General features: G+C 50.0%; 20 protein-coding genes. 13 read left to right on the forward strand and 7 right to left on the reverse strand.

The window, feature by feature from the left end:
- Positions 1-6 precede the first annotated feature (6 nt).
- Together IQ260_RS00935 and IQ260_RS00940 are read right to left on the reverse strand one after the other, a co-directional pair.
- Positions 7-2034: an FAD-dependent oxidoreductase gene (locus IQ260_RS00935; protein ID WP_193989975.1), complete on the reverse strand. Its 2028-nt coding sequence runs from the start codon at positions 2032-2034 to the stop codon at positions 7-9.
- A gap of 148 nt (positions 2035-2182) precedes the next feature.
- Positions 2183-2569, reverse strand: coding sequence for a RidA family protein (locus IQ260_RS00940; protein WP_193989976.1), 387 nt, complete (start codon positions 2567-2569; stop codon positions 2183-2185).
- Positions 2570-2881: 312 nt separating this feature from the next.
- On the opposite strand from IQ260_RS00940, the gene IQ260_RS00945 reads away from it, so the two are divergent.
- The 5 genes from IQ260_RS00945 (at position 2882) to IQ260_RS00965 (ending at position 6985) form a co-directional block, all read left to right on the forward strand.
- Positions 2882-3793, forward strand: a complete 912-nt coding sequence (locus IQ260_RS00945) for a hypothetical protein (RefSeq protein ID WP_193989977.1) — start codon at positions 2882-2884, stop codon at positions 3791-3793.
- A gap of 146 nt (positions 3794-3939) precedes the next feature.
- Positions 3940-4362 (forward strand): hypothetical protein, encoded by a 423-nt coding sequence (locus IQ260_RS00950; RefSeq protein WP_193989978.1) that lies wholly within the window; start codon positions 3940-3942, stop codon positions 4360-4362.
- A 40-nt stretch (positions 4363-4402) separates the two neighbouring features.
- A complete protein-coding gene (locus IQ260_RS00955) occupies positions 4403-4894 on the forward strand; it encodes a hypothetical protein (protein ID WP_228015329.1) in 492 nt (163 codons plus the stop codon).
- A 166-nt stretch (positions 4895-5060) separates the two neighbouring features.
- On the forward strand, positions 5061-6461 hold the full coding sequence (locus IQ260_RS00960) for a hypothetical protein (protein ID WP_193989979.1): 1401 nt from the start codon (positions 5061-5063) through the stop codon (positions 6459-6461).
- A gap of 77 nt (positions 6462-6538) precedes the next feature.
- Positions 6539-6985 (forward strand): Fur family transcriptional regulator, encoded by a 447-nt coding sequence (locus tag IQ260_RS00965; protein ID WP_322744865.1) that lies wholly within the window; start codon positions 6539-6541, stop codon positions 6983-6985.
- A 250-nt stretch (positions 6986-7235) separates the two neighbouring features.
- Here IQ260_RS00965 and dnaN read toward each other — a convergent pair whose 3' ends face one another.
- The 3 genes from dnaN to dnaA all read right to left on the reverse strand — a co-directional run bounded on the left by dnaN (position 7236) and on the right by dnaA (position 10251).
- A complete protein-coding gene (gene dnaN / locus IQ260_RS00970) occupies positions 7236-8372 on the reverse strand; it encodes a DNA polymerase III subunit beta (protein WP_322744866.1) in 1137 nt (378 codons plus the stop codon).
- Positions 8373-8452: 80 nt separating this feature from the next.
- On the reverse strand, positions 8453-8788 hold the full coding sequence (locus IQ260_RS00975) for a hypothetical protein (RefSeq protein WP_193989982.1): 336 nt from the start codon (positions 8786-8788) through the stop codon (positions 8453-8455).
- A gap of 98 nt (positions 8789-8886) precedes the next feature.
- Complete coding sequence (gene dnaA, locus IQ260_RS00980) at positions 8887-10251, reverse strand: chromosomal replication initiator protein DnaA (protein ID WP_193989984.1); 1365 nt, start codon at positions 10249-10251, stop codon at positions 8887-8889.
- An 849-nt stretch (positions 10252-11100) separates the two neighbouring features.
- Between dnaA and IQ260_RS00985 the strand changes: the two genes are divergently transcribed.
- Both IQ260_RS00985 and def read left to right on the forward strand, forming a co-directional pair.
- Positions 11101-12273, forward strand: coding sequence for an HhoA/HhoB/HtrA family serine endopeptidase (locus IQ260_RS00985; RefSeq protein WP_228015331.1), 1173 nt, complete (start codon positions 11101-11103; stop codon positions 12271-12273).
- The gene (gene def, locus IQ260_RS00990; protein WP_193989988.1) at positions 12273-12794 is read left to right on the forward strand and encodes a peptide deformylase; all 522 of its coding nucleotides are present in this window, start codon (positions 12273-12275) and stop codon (positions 12792-12794) included. The genes IQ260_RS00985 and def overlap by 1 nt, the downstream gene beginning before the upstream one ends.
- Positions 12795-12827: 33 nt before the next feature.
- Here def and IQ260_RS00995 read toward each other — a convergent pair whose 3' ends face one another.
- Positions 12828-14525 carry a DEAD/DEAH box helicase gene (locus IQ260_RS00995; protein WP_193990042.1) on the reverse strand — a complete coding sequence of 566 codons (1698 nt, stop codon included), beginning with the start codon at positions 14523-14525 and terminating at the stop codon, positions 12828-12830.
- Between the two features lie 370 nt (positions 14526-14895).
- Here IQ260_RS00995 and IQ260_RS01000 point away from each other — a divergent pair, with 370 nt between their 5' ends.
- The 3 genes from IQ260_RS01000 (at position 14896) to IQ260_RS01010 (ending at position 18296) form a co-directional block, all read left to right on the forward strand.
- Complete coding sequence (locus tag IQ260_RS01000) at positions 14896-17274, forward strand: glycoside hydrolase family 9 protein (protein ID WP_193989990.1); 2379 nt, start codon at positions 14896-14898, stop codon at positions 17272-17274.
- A gap of 81 nt (positions 17275-17355) precedes the next feature.
- The gene (locus IQ260_RS01005) at positions 17356-17793 is read left to right on the forward strand and encodes an ABA4-like family protein (protein WP_193989992.1); all 438 of its coding nucleotides are present in this window, start codon (positions 17356-17358) and stop codon (positions 17791-17793) included.
- 299 nt (positions 17794-18092) lie between these two features.
- Entirely contained in the window at positions 18093-18296 is a 204-nt protein-coding gene (locus IQ260_RS01010) for a hypothetical protein (protein WP_193989994.1), read from the forward strand.
- Between the two features lie 32 nt (positions 18297-18328).
- Here IQ260_RS01010 and mutS read toward each other — a convergent pair whose 3' ends face one another.
- Positions 18329-21004, reverse strand: a complete 2676-nt coding sequence (mutS, locus tag IQ260_RS01015; RefSeq protein WP_193989996.1) for a DNA mismatch repair protein MutS — start codon at positions 21002-21004, stop codon at positions 18329-18331.
- Positions 21005-21168: 164 nt separating this feature from the next.
- Between mutS and IQ260_RS01020 the strand changes: the two genes are divergently transcribed.
- The 3 genes from IQ260_RS01020 (at position 21169) to IQ260_RS01030 (ending at position 24745) form a co-directional block, all read left to right on the forward strand.
- On the forward strand, positions 21169-21735 hold the full coding sequence (locus IQ260_RS01020; RefSeq protein ID WP_193989998.1) for an EF-hand domain-containing protein: 567 nt from the start codon (positions 21169-21171) through the stop codon (positions 21733-21735).
- A gap of 66 nt (positions 21736-21801) precedes the next feature.
- Positions 21802-22653: an RMD1 family protein gene (locus tag IQ260_RS01025; protein ID WP_193990000.1), complete on the forward strand. Its 852-nt coding sequence runs from the start codon at positions 21802-21804 to the stop codon at positions 22651-22653.
- A gap of 106 nt (positions 22654-22759) precedes the next feature.
- Positions 22760-24745 carry an alpha/beta hydrolase gene (locus tag IQ260_RS01030; protein WP_193990002.1) on the forward strand — a complete coding sequence of 662 codons (1986 nt, stop codon included), beginning with the start codon at positions 22760-22762 and terminating at the stop codon, positions 24743-24745.
- The last annotated feature ends 17 nt before the right edge of the window (positions 24746-24762 follow it).

Raw genomic sequence — 24762 nt, forward strand, 5'->3', positions numbered from 1 at the left:
AATTGATTACCAGACCCGCCAGTCTTCCCAATCCAGATTAAAGATGGATGTATTTGGGAAGGCGGTGGGATTTCCGCGTTTTTGGAGACGCTGCTGCAGCTCTGCTAGGCCCGGCTCTGCTCGCGGCAAATCGTCCACTAGGGTATAGGGCAGCAGCTGATTGTCTAGGGCATAGTCAATCGTCGCGCCCGCTGCGACTCCCGCTGACCATTCAAACGAATGCACGCGGTAGGCAGCCGCTGCAATGGTGCTGGTGGCGATACTTTTACCGGCGACCAGCAAATTATCGACGTCTTGGGGAATCATAGCCCGCAAAGGAATTTGCCCAGGATAGCTCTGGCCGTGGGCGCGACGCACCCCCGCCCGCTCAGTATTGCCAGGTAGCTCTGGCGGCGACTGCTCCATGCAGGGGTGGAAGTCGATGGCATACTGGGCAATGCCAAGGGAGTCTGGAAAGATGGTGGAGCGGGTCCGTCGAGGGATATCGGTGGCGGTCTGCCTCGCATCAATAGCTGAGGTGGTTTCTAGCCCAGCCAGCGCTCGCCGCAGGGAGAGATACATACTGTCGGGCAGCTGGGTCTGGTAGTATTCATCGTTGTAATCGACGCGGGAAATATCGATTTCGTTGATCATAAATCCCTCAGGATGACCATAGGCAGGGCGTCCCACAATCCTCCGCCCCTCACGGATATAGGGGTATTTGGACAATCCGTGGGCCGTATTCATGGGGGCCTCAAACCCGCTCAAAAAGCGATACCGCAGGTCCACATCTTTGACGCCATACCCCAGCTGCGAGTCGGTCAGCCCCGTCACTAACCAGTGGTAGTAGCTAAAGGCATTTTCTTCACCGCGCCGCAGGGTGTCTACCCGCAGGCCCCCCAGCCAGCCGCCTGGCTCTAACTGACCGGTCGCTGCCAGCTGGTCCGGTGCATAAATTAAATTATCTACGGCGGTGCCGGGTCGATAGTCATTGCCCCAGGTCCAGTTTTGCATGGAGATATCGCCGGGCTTAATGTCACTGACGCCGAAAATTCGCTTTTCGGGACGTTTGCCTGGAGCGAGTATGCGCCGATAGGTAAAGACAAAATCGATGTAATTAGTATTGTCACGCTGCCGCTCAAAACTAAAGTAGGGGGCATAGGTGTCGTAGTATGCAGGCTTCGCTTGGGGTTGAGGAGACTCCGTGCGCTCCATAGCAAAGGTGTAGGTAAACCCCTGGGTGCAGTAGGAATCTCCGGTTAACGTGGGAGACGACGGGTTTAAGTAGGTTTTAGGATCTAACCCGAGACGATAGGGCACCCCGGCTAAGGCGATCACTTCGCCGGTTTCGGTGGCTTCGACCACATACCAGTCGGCAGGGCCTTCGTGACCGCTAGGCTGAAAGCGGATGATCCGTTTGCTTAGGCGTTCTGAGTCTGCATAACGGTAGGCGTCTTCAAAGTAGGCTGATAAGGTCTGGGTATTAAGCGGGGGAGCATCGGGGGCTGGGCTGTGTTGGATTGCGATCGCACCCCCAATCATCGCCCCTTCCATCTCGAGTTCTTTCACCACCGTGGATGGAAACCATTTCAGCCGTCCCCCCCCTTCACGAGCCGCCTCATCCAGCATGTCTACCAAAATGTCATGGGCATCCGCAGGCAAAAAACAAACGGCACTGACCCAGCAGTCTCCTGGATTTTGCCGCCCGTAGCGCTCCAGCACCTGCTGCCGCAGCTGCTTATAACCTGCCGCATAAAACTCTAACTGACGCTGACGTTTCGCTTCATCTAATGCAGTTGTCCCCTGGGAGGTGAGCTGTCCGCCCAGCCAATCCGTCATTTCCGTCAGACAGACTGTCCGCCCAGCATGCAAACTCTCATAGGCGGTGGCCACGCCAGCTAGCCCGCCGCCTACTACAAGCAGATCACAGGTTTCGGTCTGATCGATAGACATCGGAGCTGCCGCCAACGGACTGGCCATCATTAGAGAGAGACCTATGGCCGAGAAAAATCTCTGGCCATAAAAATTGCGAGCCCAGCTGGCAAACATTTGCATAATCGTTCCTCAGTCGCCGATAGGACGACGTCCAACACCATATGCAAGTCACTATACCTACAAGACACCGGATCTGTGGCAGAAACTGGATAGAATTATGCGCTCCCCCAACTACTGGCAATGTCAAATAAGACAGTCAGACATCACCTTAATCACCACAGTAAACAATCAGGTCTATTTCCACATCGCCATAGCCCGCTAATGCCGTTATGCCCACCGTTGTACGACTAGGTAACCGAGCCTGATCAAAGTAGGACGCATAGACCTGATTCACAATCTCGTAATAGCGAAAATCGGTCACAAAAATGCGCACCATAACAACATTTTCAAATCGGGTACCCGCATGGGTCAACACCCGTCTGAGATTCTCCATCACCTGCTGCGTCTGGGCCTCAATATCTAACTTTAGAACTTCACCAGAGTCAGCATCCTCAGCTAACTGCCCCGTCACAAACAAAAAATCTCCTGCCCTCACAGCATGGGAATAAGGAGCCACTGGGGGCAGAGCATCGGGAAGTGTAATAAATTCGAGCATGATCGCTTAATCCATCAGGCATACATAATGTGCTAACGCCCATTGAACAAGATATCCACGATCCCAGAGACCAAAGCTCCTGATTTATTGCAGAATGTGCGGCTGATAGCAAAAAAGCTCCCGATTGAGAGAGGACCATTAGGTGTGAGGATCGTTCCCGCCGTCACTGTAGAAACTCTCTGCAGGAGATCACAGGGGTTGAACACACAGGCCAAAATTCCATCGCAAATCTGATCATCTCTAGAATATATATGGTACATTTGTATCAATAGACATTGTTTAGTCTATTCGTTCCCCATCCCCGTCTGCACCATGAACGATTTAGAGATGGAACTGCAAACCATTCGGCAGAAGCTACAAACCCTGAAAGCGTCTCCCAGAGAGACCGTAGCGTCTCCCTGGGGTCAATCGCGCCAACCGGCCCCTTCTCCTAACTTGGTACAGGTCACAACTGCCATTGAGACCCTGCGACAGCGGCCAGGACAAACACCGCCTCTGGCTCCGTCTAGCCACAGTCTGCAGCAGTTTGATGAGTCTTTGGCCATCCTGGAAAGCTTGGCCCAGAAACAACAGCAGGCCCTACGACAGCTGCAGACACTGGGTGAGAGTCTGGTCCAACAGAGTCAGCCAGGGACATCTCCTGATATTGACGATATTGCTCGCTTTCTAGCAACATGCCAAACGATTACGATTCCAATGGTGCAGCGCGATCGCAATGGCTATCTGGAGCTAAGCTTTCACACGGTCAATTTTCGACAGGCTGAGCACGATGCTTCATCGAATGCGGCCACCTTAAGAAAGCGATCTCCACTGTTCAAATATGCCCTGGATACCTCCCAACGCCATACTGAGCGACCGGGATGGGAAAACATCCACGTCTTCGATAGGTTAGTACACGAGCTACAAGCTTTTAGCCAACTGACCTATCGGAGCATTCAACGATGGGCAAGCCGTCATCTCGCTGATCAGCAACGTCCTCGTAACTCAAACTTCACCTTTCTTGATGGTGCGATTTGGTGCATCGGCTCCATGATTGCCCGCATCTTGCTCAATCAGATTTTTCAAATTTATCCCGCTCTATGGACTCCGATAGCCGTCCTTTTTATTCTTGGCATCGGTATTAGTCTCTGTTCCTCAATTGTCAGCCCTCGTCCCAATCCAGTGCTAGGCTATCGCACCTTGATGACTCTTGTTGGTTTACTGATTGGCGGTCGCTTCTCATAGTATGAAGACTTTCCATAAACATTGACTTCACTCATCCCCCAGAACTTCTACACATTTTTCTAAATCTCACTTTTCTAAGTCTCACCATATAAAATTTCAGATTAGTCGATCTCCAAGTTGTTTATTTTTCTTCGCAAGGTCTCACCATGACTTATCACAAACCATTGCCTAAACGACCACGTTCTCAAAGCCTAGGGCCTAAACCCCTAGTTGCTGTTAGCCTAACAATGCTCCTAGCGTCATTATTAATCGATATTGAGAGCCTCAGAACATTTTTGCCATCGGCTCAATCTATGGATCAGCAAGCAGATTGCAATACCGTTATCAGCGATGCCGCCAGGCTATCACGAGAACAACTGGTAGAACTACTCACCATTCCAGAAAGAGGCGCTAAAGAACGAGTACGGCAGGTGGTCAATGAACCCTACTGTCAGCTCCCCACCCTTAATGTGAGATCGGGTGTAACAGCCGAGAGAGAAGCCTATCCCCTGGCTTTTGATCCAGGCACTAGCCTTGTAATCCTCTATGAAAATGATGAGTATGCAGGTTATCGCTTCAGTTTTGAGTAGGTTTCAGCCTAGCAGATGGATCTTATTATTCAGTCTGGTTTTGAGTAGTTGCCAGACCGGAAATATCCCCCCCAAACGGGTCATAAAGATTCACCAACAATGGGAGTTAGAACCGGGAGATCTCATTGGTGAGCATCTTGTTGTCGGTAGCTTAGGCGATATTTCAATTCAGCTGAAACGCCAGGCTCTACGAGCCCCCTTTTTAGGCAAAGTAGAACCCAGCACCATTGAGCAATGTGTGATTTACTCCACTCCTGAAGTTCCAGCCTATCTATTTAGATTCTGTGGGTTACGACGACCAAGATTCGGTGATGTTAAAGCTGGCCAAACCATGGGTAGGGGTAGACATATTCAATTTGCCACCTTACGGCGGCAACCAGATGGGACTTGGATTATTGTTGAGCCCTCTACCGGGATTCTAGAGCGTGCTGTCTCAGCTCGTCATTCTGCGAATAAACGCAAAGCTGAAAACACTCATCAAGAATACTTTAAATCTCCCACATCCCCGACAGAAAAGTCTTCTGACAGCTAGCGAACAATTTGCCGTCACTGATTTAGCCGTTGTCGACATAAAAGATGAGCTGATCTGTCAAATTCTCGACTGGTCGAGGGTTGATAGATAACGTCATATCGGGATCAACAATCTCAACAATTAAAATTTTCTTCTTTATGTTCCTATTGTTAAATGCCTAACTGCTATGCTTCGCTTCAAACTCCATCACCTCTGCGCATTTTCCCTATTAGTCACCACACTATGTGCTCGGCCTGCTCAAGCGCTAGGTGTGAATTTTGATTTGGCTGAGAATGACCTCGCACTCAAGCCTGCGGTACCTGGCAAGTCGTCTCCAAACGCTGCTATTCAAACTTTTCAGGCAGCGCAGAGGACAGCCTTAGCCCGAACAACAAGTGCCCTGCCTATTCCCCCAGAAGCCCGTCAGCCTCCTACAAGAGTACGCCCGTCAGCAGGGACATTGCCACACAATGTAATCGCATCTGCGCGAATTTTAGAGCCTCCCCCCGTGGCAGCATTCCCCTCTGCCCGTGTGCTGCATCCAGATAGCTCCCCCTCAATTCATGACACCCCATTGGGGACTGAGATTGCTCAAAAGCCTATCGGTCTTAGCTTCACCCCAACTCAACGTGTAGTCAAGCTACCGATGTCTCAAACACCGACATCTCAAACATTGCCAACCCGCCAGTCTGAGCTACCAAGATGGATTTATGAGGGCGGGTCCAATTCTCTAGTAGCACGAGTAATCGGTAGGGCAGAAGGGACTCGAGCTGCCAGTGGACAACCCACACGTGCATACTATGGCCACACCGATCCAGGCAATGGTGTGTGGAATATAGGTACATTTTCATACCAGCACGGTGCTCACTCTCCTGAAGAAGCGGATAGAAAACAACTACAGCGACTAACACGACAAGGAAAGCAAATTGCGCATCAGGCCACTCAAGCAAAACTCAACATGAGTTTAGGAGAAATTCTCAATGGCCTGGACTTAGCCAATCAGTCTCCTAGAGCGGCCCTAGAACCAGGCGGCTATGTCGATCGCTTAGTGCAAGCCAAACAGCAGGGCATGAAACATGATGAGGCTATTATCTGGGCTCGAACCTATGCCTATTTAGAGCCAGAAACCCAGCGCTGGAATGCTCCTGGCCTTGGTAACACGCTACCTAGCATTCGTCAGGATCAGAACCGTCGCCATGAGGCCGTTATACAGGCATTTGACCACTATCGAGCCCAGCGTGATACAGCCTCTGTCCCGAAAACCTTGACAGTCCCAGCTCTAACCGTGGTGGCGCAGCAACCTTCAGCTAGTGATTCCTCGACTAGCAAATACCCTAAAATACTTACTCAAACGTCTAAGAATATTCAGTTTCAACAATCTCAGCCACACCCTCTAGATTTCAGCGTCGCTGAGCACCTGATATCACATGATCGAGAACTATCTCACCAACGACAGGATCAGCTCTCGCCAACGCCTCTGTCGACGCCCCCAGATTTTTTCGGAACAACAGATGACACATCAGCTGCGGCAAACGGCTCTTCAGTTCAGCTCATTCCTGAGACTGAGTCCCTACAAATTCAGAGCTAATCACTACCACTCACTAGTGCTAGTGAACCTAAAAAAATAGACAACTCTAAAACAAGCAAGCTAGAGTGAGTTTGGTATTGGCTGACTGTGAAAAGATCATGCACCTTCCGTCCTCACGCATTTCCTCCTTTTCAGACGCAATCGAACGTTGCCAATCCCTCGGGATGCGATTAAGTCGTCAACGCCGCTATATTTTGGAGCTGCTATGGGATTTACAAGAGCATCTATCAGCCCGTGAAATTTATGATGAGCTCAATCAACGGGGTAAAAAGATAGGACACACATCTGTGTATCAAAATCTTGAAGCCCTATTCGAGCAAGGCATTATTGAATGTGTCGAGCGTTCTGATGGACGGTTATATGGTCATCAAAATAGTTCTCACAGTCATGTAAATTGCTTAGACACCCAAAAAATTATCGATATTGACATTAAATTGCCCAGTACAGTCATTCAAGAAGTTGAACAGCGTACTGGGCTCAAGATCAAAGGTTATCGTATTGATTTTTTTGGAACTACAGACTAGGCGTTGGCCATAAGATTAAGCTGGGCAGGTCCAAAGGCGTTCTTCAGCGATGCCAGATTTTTTATACTAGTCCATTTAACCCAGTACGTCTTTACTAAAAAAGACGAGTACTGTTCCAAATACAATTGCTGCGATCGCTAAATCCATATCTCAATCCTCGGCTATCATTTTAGGCCGTTACCAGCATGCCCTGAATATTGTCCGTATTCAAGTACCTTTGATAAACTTTTTTTGAACTTTTTCAATTAGCTTAACTGCGAATTTGTACAGGCATGACGAGATAGGTCATTTGCAACCCGCTGACAGGAGTGAGAATGGCCGGACTGGTGGGTGAATTGCACTGCAATTGAACTTCACTACTGGGCAAGGCACGCAGACCTTCGAGGAGGTAACGCACATTAAAGGCAATATCAAGATCGTCACCCGTGACTTGAGCCGTCATTTCTTCTCGTCCGCTGCCAACTTCCTGTGCTTCAACCGACAGCGCAATGGCCTGTTCACCACTAAGGATGGAAAGTTTAACAATATTGTTACGCTGATCGGCCAAGACACCAATACGTTCGAGGGCTGCCATCAGCTGTTTACGATCTAGCGTTAATTGACGCTCAAACTGTCGGGGAATCAGCTGACGATAGTTAGGGTATTGCCCTTCAAGCAGTCGGGTTGTAATGGTCTGATGTCCTAGCTCGAATACAACTTGGGTATGGTTAAAGCGAAGAGTAATGGGCTCTGTCCCTTGGTATGCCTGTAAAATTCGCTCCAGTTCCCGCAGCGCTTTTCCTGGCACGGTGACGTCAATGGTCAGCTCCATACCAGAATCATCAACGCTTTTGACTACGGCTAAGCGATGGCCATCGGTAGCCGCAAACTCCAGCATTTCGGGTTCTGCCACCAAATGCACACCGGTTAAAACTTGCTTTGTTTCATCGGAACTAGTCGCAAATAAAGCCCCCTTCAACCCTTCTAAAATAGATTCGGCAGAGACATTCGCTATTTGACCGTCTTCGACGAGGGGAAGCTTTGGGTAGTCTGCTGCATCCATCCCTCGCACCTGATACCTACCCGCAGAACACGTCAAGGTAATCACGGGCTCAGTATCTGATTGACTAAAATCTAAATCTTCAGATGGCAGCTTAGCGACAATATCGCCGAGCAATTTAGCTGGCACGGTGAGTACGCCACCCGAGTCCACATGGGCAGAAAAACTGGTTTGAATGCCTAAGGTTTCGTCAAAACTGGTGAGCATAATCCGTTGAGTAGCCTCATCCACTTTGACCAAGATATTTGCCAGCACAGGTTTACTAGGCCTGGAAGGAACGGCCCGGCTAACGATTGATAGGTGTGTGTTGAGATCTCCCTGGGAGCACACGAACTTCATGACTGACATATGGCTATCAAGAATGCTGGCCAATCGTAACACCCTGAAAGAAGGATGGAAAGCCTTGATTTTGAGTAATCTTCCTTGGTCTATTCTCTAGATCTATCTTTAATTAGATTTAAAGAATAGTAGTAGTAGGGACTGTGGAAAATGTGGAAAAAGTGATAGAGCGACTGGTAGGTATAACGATCCAATCTTTTTTGCTTGTGGAAAAAATGTGGATATTTGAGGACGTTTTCCACAGGTTTTGGGAACGTCAGATCTTTTCCCCATGGCCAATCCCCTTTTCCCCAGGCATTCCCCAATTTTTCCACAGATAAAATAGAGTTTTCCACAAGCCAATACTCGTAAATTTTGGTATCAAACTTAATATTGCTGGGGGGGTAGCCGCTATTGTAATTTAGTTCTGCAGTACTGTTTTGCATAACGGAAGTGAGGAGTCCTTCCGTTATGCAGCTTCTCTGTGCAATGTCACTTGCACAGAGAAGCTATGGTTAAAGACTAGCCAGTCTAAGCAAGGCGATTAATGTGGGCGATTGCTGAGGCTGATGCGATCGCTAAGTTCACGCATCGTTTGAGCCATATTTAAGTCTTTTTTCACCAGCTGGGCGATCTTGTCACAGCTGTAGAGAACGGTAGTGTGATCTTTACCGCCAAAGACTTCACCAATTTTTGGCAGGCTCAGGTCCGTATGCTGACGCATCAGGTACATACCAATTTGGCGAGCCTGACTAATTTCGCGGCGACGAGAGTTGCCCTTGAGGTCGTCCACGGACACGCCATAGACCTCTGAGATGAGATCGATGACTGATTTGGGGGAGGCATCGGTTTTGCCTGCTGGTGCATCCATCACAGGCTTTAGATTCTCGATGGTCATGGGTAGACCCGAGATCGATGTATAGGCAATTGCGCGAATCAGGGCACCTTCTAGCTCTCGAATATTGGACGTATAGCCCGAGGCAATATACTCGGTGACCTCACGGCTTAGCGTCACACTTTCGTACTCTGCCTTTTTTTGCAGAATGGCCATCCGAGTTTCAAAATCAGGCGGTTGGATGTCGGCGATCAGTCCCATGGAAAACCTTGAACATAGTCTTTCCTGGAGCCTGGGGATCTTATTGGGGGGGCGATCAGAGGCTAAAACGATCTGTTTGCCAGCCTCATGGAGCGTATTAAACGTATGGAAAAATTCTTCTTGGGTGTACTCCTTGCCTTCAATAAACTGAATATCGTCCACAAGGATAATGTCCACGGCGCGATACTGCTCACGAAATCGCTGCATACTGTCGCGACGAATCGCCGTGATCAGATCGTTGGTAAACTGCTCTGTGGACACATAGGCAATGCGAGCACTGGTGTCGATATCTACACGGTAGTGGCCGATAGACTGCATCAGATGGGTTTTACCCAGACCAACGCCGCCACATAGGAACAGAGGATTGAACTCTCGGCCCGGGGATTCGGCGACGGCTAAAGCTGCAGCATGGGCCATGCGGTTATTGGCACCCACGACAAACCTGGAAAAAACAGCTTTAGGATTGAGGTCGGGGGTGCTGGATTTACTACTACTTTGGCGCTCTGCTGTCTGGGGTGATGGCCAAGCAGCAGTATCGCCTGTGCGAGCGCCACCGCCGTTGGCCGTTTCGCTAACCGTGACAACCACATCAATGTCCTGTCCCAATAGCTCTTGGGCAACGTCAGAGATGACTTGAATGTAGTGTTTTTGTACCCAGTTGCGGGCGAAGGGATTGGGAGTAGAAATGGTCAGTGTGCTATCGGTCAGGTTTTGTAGCCGTGTTGGCTTAATCCACGTTTCAAACGTGGGGCCGCTGAGTTGGTCCTGAAGTTTGTCTAGAACTTCATTCCAGAGACCGTCTATGTTGTCCACAACTAACCCTCCAGCTAAAGATGAGCACACTCTGCCCTAGCAGTTTAACGATGTCCTGGGCAGGCTCTAAGCGCTAGACCTAATGCAGCAAAAGACTCCAAAAGTCAACACGTTCTAAAGAACGGTGTTGGTTTTAATGTGCTGTTGGCAAGGTCTAAGAGCTAGTCGATTGAGTATAATCGACCGCTATCTATCTATCAAACGATCCAGCGAAACTAGACATTGGATTGGTCCCCGTAGCCATAGCAGAAAACTGAATCAGACTGTGACGCAGTAATTTTGAGGTTTCTTAGCAGTGAACTCAAAGATTAGTCGGGTTTTCAACGTGAGGATGTAGCTCACTAAAACTCGCTAAATAAGGTATGGACCCCTGACTCAGGAAATATAGGGTTCTTAGCGGCTGTTTTTTCAGAGCTACAGAACGATAAGCCACGGTTTCTACTATGGATGTTGAAAATAGTTTAGGTGTGTAGGTATAACTGCTTAGAATGTTAAAAACTACTGGGCTTTAATACACTAACCTGTTGTTGCTCACATATCTAGGATGCACACTCTATAAATCTAAGCTATGGATATAATCCTTTTTAAAGGATGTGGTGGGTTAAGGGACCAGGCGAACTGGCACAGTTAAGACCTCTAATGTCTATTTCAGGCGGTTAGATAAGGTATTGGGATATCGCCAGCTCTCTTAATTTATCCTGTGCGATCGCATCTCCGGAGGCGTATAACGCTGTCAAGACTACCACTGTCAAGACCCATATCTTGGGGGCACCTTGATTGAGCAGCAGCTTCGCAAAAATCCCCACCTGATTCCGCGCGATATCGTTCTAACGTTTCATGGCCAAGCAGATGTCAAATCTACGTTCTTCCACCCTTAAGTTTGCTAAGTCACTAGCACTTTATGGTTTTATTGCAGCCTGTAGTGCAACGGCAGCTGTCGTCACCACAGCACGACTGGTACCGACCACGGCTCAGGCCCCGTCATCAGGATCTGGGCGTTTATTGACGGATCGTGGCTTTATCGCATCGGTGGCCGACCAGGTCGGTCCTGCCGTTGTCCGTATTGATTCATCCCGTACCGTAGCGCAACGATCTGGGCCATTTAACGATCCCTTCTTTCGAGAATTTTTTGGGGATATGTGGGAGCAGCCCTCTACGCGGGTGGAGCGTGGTCAGGGGTCTGGTTTTGTGGTTGAGGCCGATGGCGTAATCTGGACCAATGCCCACGTTGTGGAAGGGGCCGACACGGTCACGGTGACCCTTAAAGACGGTCGTGAATTTAGGGGTGAGGTCGTCGGTGAAGATCCGCTCACGGATGTCGCTGTCATTAAGGTGCAAGCTCAGGATCTGCCGACGGTGACCCTGGGGGATTCAGAGCAGCTGCGGCCAGGGGAGTGGGCGATTGCCATCGGTAATCCCCTCGGTCTCGACAATACGGTGACAGCCGGTATTGTCAGTGCCACTGGCCGCACCAGTGCCCAGATTCGCGTACCGGATAAGCGAGTCCAGTTTATTCAGACGGATGCTGCGATTAATCCTGGTAATTCGGGAGGCCCTCTGCTGAATGAGCAAGGGGAGGTGATTGGGATTAATACAGCTATTATTGGCGGTGCTCAGGGGTTAGGGTTTGCGATTCCCATCAATTCAGCGCAGCGGTTAGCCCAGGAACTGATTGAAAAAGGTCGGGTGGATCATGCTTATTTAGGGATTCAAATGCGCACCCTGACCGCCGAGCTGCGGCAGCAAATCAACAATGACCCACGTAATGACGTGCGATTAGACGCGAATAAAGGCGTTGTGATTTTAGGCCTGATGCGCAATTCTCCAGCGATGCAGGCGGGTCTGGAAGTCGGCGATGTGATTGTGACCATGGATGGACGCTCGATTGCAGAGGCGGAACAGGTACAGCAAATTGTGCAAGATGTCGGTGTGGGAGAATCGATTGCACTCGAGGTTGATCGAGGGGGGCGCCAGGTGACCTTAGATGTGCAGACTAAGGCACTGCCTCAGCAGCGGCGCTAATGGCTATTTGTTCTGTTATTGAGCTAGGGGATGAGCGGTTGCGATCGCACGCCCAGCCGATCCGGCACATTGATGACCCCCAGCAGCAGGTGCTGATTGATGACTTATTGGCGACTGCAGCTGCGAAGAACGGCGTCGGTATCGCCGCGCCGCAAATTGCCCAGGGGCTGCAGCTGTTTATTGTGGCGTCACGTCCCAATCCCCGCTATCCTCAGGCTCCAGAGATGGAGCCTACGGCCATGATTAATCCTCAATTGCTAAGCCACAGTGACGATCAGGTCCAGGGCTGGGAGGGATGTCTGAGTGTGCCTGGACAGCGCGGACTGGTGCCGCGATATCGAGAAATTGAGGTAGCCTATCTTGACCGCTACGGTCAGCACCATCGTCAGCATCTCCAGGGCTTTGTCGCTCGGATTTTTCAACACGAGTATGACCACCTCCAGGGCATCGTGTTTCTAGATCGGGTGTTAGATCCTCAAAATATTCTGACCGAAGCAGAGTATCAGCAGCGGTTTGGATAGCTTGTTTGTGAATCGTGCTTTTATCACCTACTGCTATCTATCTTTAGCGCGGGGCTTAGGGCGGCGTCTGCCACCGCCTTTGCCGGTCGAATCTTTTTCAACTTGGGTGATGCGTAGCGGCTGACCCGCAATAGAAACCTTTTTGAGCGTGCGCAGAATTTCCTTGGGCATCCCGTCTGGTAAGTCAACGGTACTGTGGCTGTCGTAGATATTGATGCGGCCAATGTAGCGACTTTCAAGACCGCTTTCATTTGCGATCGCACCCACAATATGGCCCGGCTTCACCCGGTGGCGGTGACCTACCTCAATACGGTAGCGACCCATCCCCTGCTCGGGGGGAGAGGCTTTGCGATCGTGCCGCTGTGGCCGTTCTCTCCGGTTGTTGCGTTCCGGTTTAGGAGGACGCTTACGCTCGACCAGTAATAGAGGTTCATCACCCTGGACAAGCTTGGCTAGGGCTGCAGCAATTTCAATGGCAGGTACATTATGTTCCTGTTCATACTGTTCCATTAGGTTATTGAAAAACTCTAAATTCTCTTCCGCGAGAGTATCTGTAATCTGTTGTTTAAAGCGGGCAATGCGCTTGTTATTGACCATCTCTGTGGTCGGCATTTCCATTTTTGCGATTTTTTGTTTAGTTGCTCGCTCAATGGCATACAGCAACCGTCGCTCCCGAGGTGCTACAAATAAGATCGCCTCCCCCGTACGTCCTGCTCGTCCCGTACGACCCACACGGTGCACATAGGTTTCGGTATCGTAGGGCATGTCGTAATTAATCACATGGCTAATACGCTCCACATCTAAACCCCGAGCAGCAACGTCTGTTGCAACGACAATATCCAGCTTGCCTGACTTCAGCTGGTCCACCGTCCGTTCTCGCTGAATCTGCGACACATCTCCACTCAGGGGGGCGGTCTCGTATCCTCGCGCGGCTAATTTTTCCGCTAACTCTACGGTGGCCAGCCGTGTCCTGACAAACACAAGCATGCCGTCAAATGTTTCCGTTTCTAAAATGCGGGTCAGTGCATCCAGCTTGTGGTACCCACTGACCATCCAATACCGTTGACCGATGGTATCCGCCGTTGAGGTTTTCGACTTGATCAATACTTCAGTCGGATTATCCAGATGTCGCTGAGCAATGCGTCGAATTTCTTTAGGGAGTGTGGCTGAAAACAGAGCCACCTGACGCGAATCAGGGGTTTTTTCTAAAACCCATTCCACATCGTCAATAAAGCCCATGCGCAGCATTTCATCGGCTTCATCTAGAACCAGGCATTGGAGCTCACTGAGGTTGAGGGTGCCACGCTTCATGTGGTCCATCACCCGGCCTGGGGTGCCAACGACGATGTGCACCGAGCGCTCTAGCTTACGTAGTTGAATGCTGTAGCTTTGTCCGCCATATAGGGGCAGCACATGAAAGCCTTTCATGTGCGATGCATAACTTTGAAACGCTTCAGCTACCTGAATAGCTAGTTCTCTAGTGGGAGTGAGTACCAGTGTGTGTGGCAACCGCTGGCTAATATCCACCCGTGAAAGCAGCGGTAATGCAAAGGCAGCTGTCTTGCCAGTCCCGGTCTGAGCCTGGCCAATAATATCAGCACCGGCTAATACATGGGGAATAGTCTGGGCCTGAATCGGTGTGGGGCTCTCGTAGCCCAAACCTTCCAAAGCCTTTAGTACCGGCTCACTCAATAACAAATCATTAAAGGTTGGAGCCGATTCCACATCCATTGCCATCTATCTAAACCTGATACGAGCGCTGTAACAGCCTGACAGATGTTGAGTCAAAAATAAAATCTGACAACAAAATAAGAACATTACAATCCTTATACTGCAGCCACACTAAACACACCGATAGACTGATGATCTGTCAAGAATGTTCCCACTATAAGCTTAATTAGGCCTTTCCGTAGATTTTATATGGTCTCAGGAATTTTGCCTGATGACCAGTCCACAATTCCACTGAGTCGGCTCTATACTTAGAACAAGGCATATGTTTGGGTGCACTACCAAGAAACCAGGGGACGAGCTTGAGACAGCCATCTCAGCTAACACATCATTCTAGATTTCTACATTCCGTTTTTAGAAAACCCATAACATTATGCGGACTACCTTTGAAGCTTCCCAAGACTGGGGAAGCGGCTTGGTGGGATTCTTTAGTATTGAAAATAATGGGACCACGCAGCTTGAGCAGTGGGTCATTACTATTGAAACCACCTTTGAAATCGAAACTCTTTGGGGTGGAGAAATCCTTGAGCGCGTTGGCAATCGCTACACAGTAGGAGCGACAAGCTGGAATTCGCACTTGGATCCTGGTGAGAGTACTAAGTTTGGGTTTGTTGGTCAGGATGCAACGGCCTATCCTCACCAAGTCACTGTCATTCCTCAGACTCCAGTAGAAGAAACCGTTCTCGATTCTACATCTCCAGACCAGTCTATTGAACCAGCACAGGCGGCTATTGAATCTGTTGACTTTACGGTCGACAATCAGTGGGGGCATGGGTTTGTTGCGAATCTCAGCTTTACCTATACCGGCTCTCAGCCGACTAATAGTTGGGAGCTGCAGTTTGAAGCCCCGTTTCATATTCTTAACCTTTGGCATGGTGAGCTGGTTGAACAGGAGGGAGATCTCTATACGATTCGCAATGCCCACTGGAACAATATTCTGTTGCCCGGCGACACAATTACGCTGGGATTCCAAGCTGCAGGGGCGGTGGATATTCCCACCGATTATTACTTCAATGGTGATCCTGTTGGCGATGCTCTAGGTAAGCCAGTGGTGGCTGTGCCAGAGAAACCAGCTGTGCCTGATGTCTCTGAATCTGATCCTCAGCCAGTAGATACGCCTGAACCTAAGGAGCCACTTGAAAAGCCGGTAGACGATGCTCCAATAGAGGACTCTCCAATAGAGGACTCTCCTATGGAGAATCCTCCGATTGAACAACCTGTTGCTGAAGAGCCAGCGCCTATAGACGATGCCCCAATAGAGGACTCTCCTGTTGCAGAGAGTCCGGTCAAGCCACCTGTGGTGGAAGCCCCACCTGCGGCACCTCCAATCAAAGATACCCCTGAGGAGCTGCCTTCCGATGTAGATGCGCCGACAGCTTCTGAAAAAGCCTTATCTCAGTATGGTGAGGCGTTGCAAAAGTCTTTCCTATTCTATGAGGCGCAGCGTTCTGGGAAATTACCGGACGATAATCGAATTGCTTGGCGTGGGGATTCTGCCCTCAATGACGGGGCTGATGTCGGGATCGATTTGACTGGTGGTTATTATGATGCTGGCGACCATGTGAAATTTGGCTTCCCGATGGCGGCCAGTACAACCATGCTCACCTGGGGGGTGCTCGAATATTACGATGCCTATGCCCAAAGCGGTCAGCTGGACGAAGCCTTAGATGCCATCAAGTGGGCCACTGACTATTTCCTCAAAGCCCACATTAGTGACGGTCAAACGACCCAAGCCTTTTATGGTCAAGTCGGTGATCCTAAGCTGGATCATGCGTATTGGGGCTCTCCTGAAAATCAGACTATTGAGCGTCCGGCCTATAAGATTGATCCGGCAAATCCAGGATCTGACCTAGCGGCTGAGACAGCTGCCGCCTTGGCCGCTGCCTCTATAGCTTTTCGGGCTACGGACCCTGTCTATGCCGATCGGCTTTTAGTCAATGCCAAACAGCTCTATGCCTTTGCTGATGCTTATCGGGGGCGATATTCCGAGAGTATTTCGCAAGCTAAGGAGTACTACAACTCTTGGAGTGGTTATACCGACGAACTGGCCTGGGGTGCAGCTTGGTTATACAAGGCGACCGGGGAGTCACACTACCTAGATAAGGCCCAGAAAAGTTATCAAAACCTAGGGGTTGACTGGACGCAAAATTGGGATGACAAATCCTATGGCACTGGAGTTTTATTAGCCCAAATTACAGATAAACCCCTTTACCGTACCGAAGTTGAGAACTGGCTCAACAACTGGGTATCGGGGGATATTGCGAAAACCGATGGCGGTCTTGCCTGGGTCGATGAGTGGGGGTCTCTAAGATACAGTGCCAATACAGCTTTTATCGCAGGTGTCTACAGTGATACGGTCAACCCGGCGGGGGGGCAATATGATGCGTTCTCTCGTAATCAGATTGATTATATTTTGGGGGATAACCCTGCCCAACAAAGTTATGTAGCTGGCATTGGTGCAAGCTTCCCCAAAAATGTTCATCACCGGGCAGCATCGGGTACAACCAAGATTACGGACCCGGCTCCCAATGAGTATGTGTTGCACGGTGCTTTAGTAGGAGGACCACGATTGCCCCATGACTTTTCCTATACCGATGAGCGCACTGACTTTCTAGGTAATGAGGTGGCCCTTGACTTTAATGCAGGGTTTACAGGGGCTGTTGCCAGACTGTATGGCCAAGACGGCGGTGGGCTGCTGAGCGATGAGGCTTTGATTGCTTTGTCTCAGCCTGGTTTATCTGATGTCGCTTAGGGATGCTGCGCGACTCGCTATTTCCAATACCATCGCTTTACAATGACTCATGTATCTTCTGATAGGTGGGCAGCGTAGGCGATGGTGTTTGACTATATTTTCAACTTTGGCAACTTATTTGTGCTGCCGTTTTGGACGCTGATGGTGCTTGTGCCTAACTGGGAGGTGACCCGTAAAGTCATGGCGTCCTATATTCCTTTTGTGGTGCTAGCTGTACTCTATGTCTATTGCTTTGTTGCCAGCCTGGACCCTGACAAGCTAGAGGAGTTTGCGAATCCCACACTGACAGTTCTGGCAGATCTGTTCTCCGATGAGAAGGTCATGACCACTGGCTGGGTTCATTTTTTGGTTATGGATCTTTTTGTGGGTCGCTGGATTTATTTACAGGGTCAGGAGAAGCAGCTTTTTACTCGGCATTCCTTGGCGTTATGCCTATTTGCAGGACCCATGGGGTTGTTGTCACACGTTATTACTGCATGGATGACCCCTTTGTTTAAAAAGCCTGCTGAGGCAGCTTGAACTGAGCTGCTTTAGTAAAACGATATTGATGGCGCTTGGTCTTTAGGGCTGAGGCGTATTGCTGTGGTCTGAAATCCTACAAAAGTCTAATTTATGCAAATCTATCCTGGGATAGCGCAAAGGCCAACGTAGATCTCGGTGTGAATAACGTCAGTATGTATTGGCTGCCACCTCACAAACACTTCGCGTTTTTGATGAGTAATTTGCGCACAATTACGCGACTCATATGGCTGAACTCTCGGCATCATGGCAGTACAGACCCGTTATTCCACCACAGTTAAACGCGAGAATTACGTCCTATGGTCGCCGTCAGAAAGCCAGAAATATCACCAGAGGTTATTTTACAGCAGGTCTGGAATACCCATAAGCTGACGCGCAAAGACTATGTGAGACTATCGTCTTTTTTACTATCTATTGTTGAGTTGACCCCGCACCAGCGAGAACAGGTGCATCATATTTTTGATGAGCTGAGTATGGGTAAAATTCAACTGATTGACCAGTAGGGCCTCCTTCTACTCTCGTTACACACAGAGGGTTACCCACCAAAAATATTGAGCTGCGAGTCAGGATCGGCTTCAGCAACCATGTGTTTCTTTGATGGTTTTTTCGGACGGCTGCCTTGGCGTAAGCCAACGGCGATTTTACTGTGTTTTTCAATCTGACCCATAACTTGCTGGGCTCGCTTGATGACGCTAGAGGGCAGACCGGCCAGACGCCCTGCTTCTATGCCGTAGGAGCGATCGGCCCCCCCTGGCTGTACCTGGTGCAGGAAGATTATTTGATCAGGCATTTCTTTGACCGTTACTTGAAAGTTGGCTACGTTCTCTAAGAGGGATGCCAGTTCATTGAGTTCATGATAGTGGGTGGCAAAAATAGTGCGGGCACCAATCTCGCTGGCTAGATGTTCGGCTACGGCCCAGGCAATGGAAAGCCCGTCAAACGTGGCGGTGCCGCGACCAATTTCGTCGAGCAGCACCAATGATTTGGGGGTGGCGTGGTTAAGGATATTAGCGGTTTCGTTCATTTCTACCATGAAGGTGGATTGACCCGTGGCCAGGTCATCGACAGCGCCAACGCGGGTGAAGATGCGATCGCAAACCCCCAACACGGCCCCCTGCGCCGGGACAAAACTGCCCACCTGCGCCATCAGTTGAATCAATCCCACCTGGCGTAGATAGCAGCTTTTGCCGCTGGCATTGGGACCGGTCAAAATCACCAGATCGGGTGTTTTTTCAGCGGTATCATAGCCCAGACCCGTTGAATTAGGCACAAAAAAGCCAGCGGGCAGCGACTGCTCAACCACCGGATGCCGACCAGCTTCGATGGTCAGGGTGCGGCCTTTGACCATTTTTGGACAACAATAGCCTTGATAGATGGCAATCTCCGCCAGACCACAGAGGACATCTGCCGCCGCCACATTCACCGCAACTTTACGAATCAGTTCCGCATGTTTGCCGACGTCTTCGCGCAGCCCTAGAAAAATCTCGTACTCAATTTGATTAATCTCATCCTTGGCGTTGAGGATACGAGCTTCTCTCTCTTTGAGTTCTGGAGTGATATAGCGCTCCTCATTGGTCAGGGTTTGTTTGCGAATGTAGTCGTCTGGTGCTTGATTGCTTTTAGCTCGCGAGATACTGATGTAGTAGCCAAAGGCTTTGTTAAACCCAACTTTTAGATTAGAAATGCCAGTGCGGTCCCGCTCGGTGACTTCCAAGTTGGCAATCCAGCGCTGGTCGCTGCTCACCTGGTCTCGCAAACTATCCAAATGAGCGTGAACACCCTCACGAATGAGGCCGCCATCGGTGAGATAGAGCGGGGGGCTATCGACCAGGTGCGATCGCAGCTGCTGACCCATTTGCTCCAGCTCTTGTGGTACCGTCTGCAGCTTGACCAAATAGGGCGATTGACCATGGGCCATCAGGGCCGCCAGGTCCGGTAGTTTTTCAAAGGACTCAGCCATAGCCACCAGGTCGCGCCCGTTAGCCGTTCCTGAACCCGCGCGCCCGGCCAGCCGCTCCAGGTCATAGATCTGTTTCAGGATCAGCTGCAGCTGCTGTCGCAGGGTGCCATTATCTACGAGTTCGCTAATGGTGGTTTGGCGCTCATGGATTTTTTCAATGCTGAGTAACGGCTGTAGCAACCAGCGCCGCAGAGCCCGACTGCCCATGGCGGTAGTGGTTTTATCCAAAGCCCACAGCAGCGATCCGTGAAAAATTCCATCCCGGACTGTTTGGGTAATTTCCAGATTGCGCCGAGTTTGATTGTCAATGACCAGAAATTCTGTGGTTGTATAGGTGGAGAGAGGCCGTAGGGGAGCCAGACTCTCTTTTTGTGTATCTTCGAGATAGTTTAATAACCCGCCAGCGGCCCGCACCGCTAAGGGTAGCTGGTCACAACCAAAGCCTTCTAACGATCTCACACGATAGCTTTGCAACAATCGCTGTTTGGCTTCGGCATGGGTAAATGCGGTTTGAGACCGAAAGGTATAACAAAACTGGGTGGGCAGTCCCTCTGGTAGCTTGTCGGAGGTTTCTCCCGGGCGCAGCAGTGCGCCTAAATCAGGCGCATTTGTGGGGATTAACACCTCGGCGGGCTGCAGCCGCATCAGCTCTTGGGCCAGCTGGTCGATGGTACTGCCCTGGGTGGTAAAAAACTCTCCTGTAGAGACATCTGCGTGGGCTAGACCCCAGTGTTTATCAGCAATCACTAAAGCGGCTAAAAAGTTGTTGCGTTTAGCGGTGAGCATCCCCTCTTCGAGGATGGTGCCGGGGGTGATCACTCGGGTAACTTCTCGTTTGACCAGTCCCTGGGCCTGGGCGGGGTCTTCCACCTGGTCGCAAATGGCGATCGCAAATCCTTTTTCCACCAGCAGCGCACAGTAGCGATCCAGGGCATGGTGGGGGATGCCCGCCAGGGGCACTTTGCCAATGGCTTTACCGGCATCTTTGCTGGTGAGGACGAGTTCGAGTTCGCGGGCAATTGCGATCGCATCTTGAAAAAACGTTTCAAAAAAGTCCCCCACCCGATACATCAGCAGGGCGTAGGGATAGGCATCCTTCACCTCAGCATAGTGCCGCATCATCGGTGTCAGGTCCGAACGCTCCACCTCTGCATAGTTGGTGTACCGTACCGTATGCTTGAGCAACCGTTCTGGAATACCAATGTCTTTTGAGTCTGGTTGATCGGTGGTAGTGGCCTTGGATGCAGTCATAGGGGGTCTGAACCGTGGAAACTTGAAGCCGCATCAGCATGCCCTGAGGGGGCGACTAGATGTGACTACCGTGACTCAATTTTAGGATGCTTGTTCAAACCTAATCGCTAAGATATCCAGGAAAATCCACAAACGCGTGTCTAGCGTCTAGGATCATCTGACCTATGCTTGTTCGCTCATGGTGGCTGATGCTAACCGATATTCAGACTCGAAAGTTGACAAAACTTTTTCACCTGTACGATGCCGATAATGACGGCGTGCTAGTGCAGCAGGATTTTATTGCCTTAGCGGCCCGTCTGTCTGCACTACGTCAGGGGCAGACTGTGTCCTATCACACTCAGATCCTGGCCCATCTGCAGCAGGATTGGGGGTGTCTTTGTCAGGCTGCCGATTGCGATCGCGATGCTCGCATCACCTTGGATGAGTGGCTCACTTATTACGAGCAGGTGCTAGATGATATCAATCAATATGCCAGTCGAGTGATAGCGCTGGTCACGCTGCTATTTGCCACCTTTGACCAGGACGGTGATGGGCAAATTAGCGAGCAGGAATGGATCGGCCTACTGTCAGTATTTAATGTGCTGCCAATCTATGCCTCGTCTATCTTTCTGAATCTGGATGTCAATCAAGATGGTGTACTCAACCAAGACGAGGTCCTGACGCTGATCCACGATTTTTTCTACATCAACGAACCTTCGGCACCTGTTAACGTTATGTTTGGACCGTATTGATCGGCCAGACGGCCAGACGGCCAGACCGATCATCGGGCTGTGTATCTCTAACTAACGTTTCTTTATATGGGTTCTCTGACGCCGTCGGCCTTGCCATCTACTGATTTGCCCCAGCTCTCACCTGTACCGTTGGGATGGACTACCGATGATCGGATTGTCGCCCGGGCTCATTTGGTGGGGGAGCGGTTAGTGCTAAAAACTCTAGAGACGACCGCAGCCCTGTCTACGAATCCGCTGATTGTCCGGGCTGGGGCCTCTGGGTGTGCTGTATTGCTCAGATATGGTGTCGTTGTAGTATTTAACCTTGACCCGACAGAAGAGGCTCAGTATTTAGACTCGCTCACACCGTTTATCAAAGAACCCTCGGCAGAGCCTGTTTTTGAGGAGTTGATATTAGCGTTCCGGCCCGATGCTAAGGAACGTTTGGAACAGGCCAATCTGTGGCTTAAGGACTGTAGTGCCGAGCGGCTGCAGATCGTCGCAGAAGCGCTGGCCAAGAGCGTGGTGTTAGATTACTACGAGCAGAAAGTTTCCAGCCTGTTCGCTCAAATTAAGCCCTTTACGACCGCCATTCAAGATCCGCATCAGCGACCGCCTAAGGAAAAGGAGCTACTGCGCTATATCGGTGGAACTCTGCTGATTCAACAAAAGATGCTAGGCATCGTTGAAGTCGGCGATAAACCGGACCCAATTTGGGATTTTCCTGACCTTAATCGCCTGTATTTACGCCTGGAAGATGAATATGAGCTGCGGGAACGGTTGCTGATTTTAGAGCAAAAGCTTTCTCTCATTTCTCGCAGTGTTGAGACGGCTCTGGGCATACTACAGCAGGGCAGCAGCCATCGAGTGGAATGGTACATCGTGATTCTAATTGTGGTGGAGATTTTATTGGCTGTTTACGAGCTGTGGCTGCAGTAGCTCTGGGCGATTGTCTGTGCACCCGGAAATCATCACGTTAGCTTTGTAGCTTACGTTGATGGCGCCCAATCTCGTATTGCGTCCTGTTTTGTCAGGGGGAAACACCATGAAACCTAAGGCTTTGCCAGTAGTCCTACGAAAGTTTATCTTTCGAGATGAGGTCTCTCCTGAAGACATGGCCTATCTTGATCAAGAGATTGATCACGGACAAGACAATGCTGCCGTGCGGCTGAGCAAAATCGGTGCTCCTGGGGCTCATCACAGCGCCATTCCTGGCTACTTTGTGATGAGTAGTGCGCCTCCCAATATCGAAGATGCCAAGGCGATGCAGCCGTCAGAGATCCAGGATGCGGCGCAGGGGGTGGCTGAAATTGCTAGCTATCTTTACGAGATCTATGCCCGCAGCGAAGGGCCTGATCCGGAGCTAACGATTGCTGTGCATGGGTACAACAGCGGTCGTAGTTCGGTAAGAGACTGGTACAAAAATATTTTTCAATATATTAATCGGCACGATCTGACTATTCCAAAACAGGGGAATCAGGTATTTATCGGCTATCGCTGGCCATCGGAAAACATTGAGGTCAAAAGACTGGGAGAGGCGTTCCGCGCCCTGCCGCCGCTGCCCCGAGATCTGATGTTTCTGGGATTTTTGGGCGCATTTGTTTTACTCTTGCTAGAGCTGTTGACGACTTTTGACAAGACAGTACCTGGGTTTGCGATCGCACTATTTCTAGCTGTTCTATTAGGCGTATCGACGATTGTATTAACCCTGGTCATTCTACGAATGGTCGTGTACTTTCGCGATCGCTACCGGGCACAGAACTTTGGCGTATTGGATCTCGTGGAGTTACTCCGGCAAATTGATCGCTCTCTAGTCAACATGAAAGCTGCCGATATTAAGCGGCAGCACCCCGACGAGCAAAACCCTGCTGAGCAAGCTGCTAAATTTTGGCAGCAGACCCACCGAAAAGTGAAGCTCTCATTTTTGGGTCACAGCATGGGGGGCTTTGTCGTCACCAACGTGGTCCGAATTTTATCCGATGTGTTTGATTCTCGCTCCATTGGTAATCAACCTCCAGCGGATGTGGGCTCTGTTTTTCGCCTAGAGCGACTGATCTTAACGTCGCCGGATATCCCTGTCTTGACCGTTGTGTCTAGTCGGGTAAACTTTCTCTCCTCGTCCTTACGCCGGTTTGCTGAATCGTACTTATTTAGCAGTGAAGGAGATTTGGCCCTGCGAGTTGCCTCTGCTACAGCTAACTACTTTACGTTTCCTAGCAGCAGTGAAGCCATGGGGTATCGTCTGGGTAACATCTCTCTAAAAACAACCTATGCAGACCCGAGAGACTATGGCATCGTTAACTTAGCAGATTTAGATCAAAATTTCTTTCCAGGCATATCGTTGGAAGAGTCTGTTGCCCGTAGCTCATATCAGGTAATGGAGCATCTCTTTTTAACCTATAGCTGGTGGTTTGGAGAGAAAGGATTTAACACACTGGCTAAAATGGCACGCGATCGCACGAAGGCAAGCCAAACGCAACAGTCACTCACCCAGCAACCACCCAAAATTACAGTTGCAGACTTCTTTACCTACTTTGATTGTACAGACTACAAGGACGTTACCTTTTCCCTGCAAAAAGGGCAGAGTAATTCTCAAGCTAAAGGACTACTCACCCGAGCCAATCGTAAGAAAGCACTGGGTTGGTGGGATTATTTAATGCTGGCAGTCGATGGATTACTCGGGAAACGCGATGTACACGGTGGCTATTTTCAAGGGCAGTTCACCCAGGAAATCATCTATCGCATCGCCTTTTTAGGGTTTACAGGTTATTTGGAAACCTTAGATTCCGATCCTAAGCTGGCATTTGATCCCCATGTAGCATTGAGTAAGTTACATATGCGCTGTCGGGATTTGGGAATTCAAAGCTTTCTCTCTCCATTTCGCTATCGTGTGAACATTAAAGGCGAAAACATTACCCATAATAAACAGGAACTGATAGAGGCTATTGATCAAGAGGCATCTGAAATTCTGCAGGTGAACAAGACGGCAGAATTTCTCAAGAGCCAAGGGTTTGATGTCGTTGTGAAATAGTCGCTGGCCCTAAACAC

The organism is Leptolyngbya cf. ectocarpi LEGE 11479, assembly GCF_015207065.1.
Taxonomy (GTDB): domain Bacteria; phylum Cyanobacteriota; class Cyanobacteriia; order Phormidesmidales; family Phormidesmidaceae; genus Leptothoe; species Leptothoe ectocarpi.